The organism is Mesorhizobium sp. WSM4983, assembly GCF_029625765.1.
In the GTDB taxonomy this organism is placed as follows: domain Bacteria; phylum Pseudomonadota; class Alphaproteobacteria; order Rhizobiales; family Rhizobiaceae; genus Mesorhizobium.
The window spans coordinates 1-1,060 of sequence record NZ_JARTVM010000029.1 but is presented as its reverse complement, the minus strand read 5'-3'; the positions used below and the strand labels follow the sequence as shown (position 1 = coordinate 1,060).

General features: G+C 57.1%; 2 protein-coding genes and 1 pseudogene. All 3 read right to left on the bottom strand.

Annotated elements, in window-relative coordinates; translation table 11 throughout:
• Positions 1–104: 104 nt before the first annotated feature.
• A pseudogene (gene fdxB / locus P9254_RS28800) lies at positions 105–421 on the bottom strand (ferredoxin III, nif-specific).
• Positions 418–621: a CCE_0567 family metalloprotein gene (locus tag P9254_RS28795; protein WP_063169367.1), complete on the bottom strand. Its 204-nt coding sequence runs from the start codon at positions 619–621 to the stop codon at positions 418–420. Before P9254_RS28795 ends, fdxB begins: the two are co-directional and overlap by 4 nt.
• Before the next feature lie 46 nt (positions 622–667).
• Positions 668–1,060: DUF269 domain-containing protein (locus tag P9254_RS28790; RefSeq protein WP_127259213.1), on the bottom strand; the 393-nt coding region annotated here is incomplete at its 5' end.

The window sequence follows — 1,060 nt, the reverse complement described above, 5'->3', positions numbered from 1 at the left end:
CGAATCCAAAGCGAAGTAAACCATCGACGCATTGCTGCACAGGACCAGCCCCACGAGCCGACAAAAAGATGAAGTGCAACGCCGTTCTCCTGGTTTTCGCCAGATCATGTTGCGAGCTCGTCGGCCGCAACATGCGTCTGGCAGTTCTTGGGGCAGACGCGGCCGCAGGCTCCGCAGCCTATGCAGCGGCCGGCATCATCGACAACCATGATCATGCGATTGAGCTTGCCGTCGAAATCGTCGTCCTCGTCATCGCAGGGGCCGAGGATTTCACCCGCATCATCAACGCCGTGAAGATGCATGACATCGCGCGAGCAGACCTTGAAACAACGGCAGCAGCCGATGCAGATTTGCTATCGATGGAGGTCAGGTACGGCGGCATCCAAATGGAGCCGTCACGGGTGGTGAATGTGCGCATCATCCTAAATTCTTCATTGAAGCGAGTTCTCTCTTGGCAACATCCAACTCGGCATAAACGGCTTGGGTTTTCTCGGCGACTTCCTGTATGTCGGCCCACTTGCCCGGCAGACCCTCGACAAGGTCCTGCAATGCCATCTTGGCAATAGCTGCACGCAACTGGAGCTTTCGGACTTTCTTCCTCATCTTATCTAGGTCTGACATAGATCCTTCCTGGAACAATGGTTTTGTTGATGCGCTCCATCTCGGGCTAGGCTTCAATGGCTGCAGTCGCATCGTCGACCAGTTTCGTACCGGCCTCAGCAAGTTTGCGGAAAGTCTCGAAGCCGAACCGGTGGACGTCTCGACAGAACGCCCAACCGCCGGAAGCCCCCACGGGTTTCATTTCTATTGTCGGCGACGTCGACACGCCGGAGCGCTCCTCGATCGCAAGCGCTACGGCGGTGTAAAACATGTCGAGCCTCCACAGCGCGTCAGGATCGGGATCGCCGCCAAAGGGTACCGCACGTTGCTGTTGCTTGGTGATGATGAACTCGGCCAGCAGCTCGGCATCCGAATGGCCTTCCCATAAGCCGAAGGAATCCTGAGTACGAATGAGCCGCAGGAGGCATTTGACGAACGGGGAAGCAAGGGCCTCGTCGTC

Excerpts from the sequence above, each read along its gene's own strand:
- P9254_RS28795 (WP_063169367.1), bottom strand. The coding sequence starts at position 621 with ATGTCAGACCTAGATAAGATGAGGAAGAAAGTCCGAAAGCTCCAGTTG.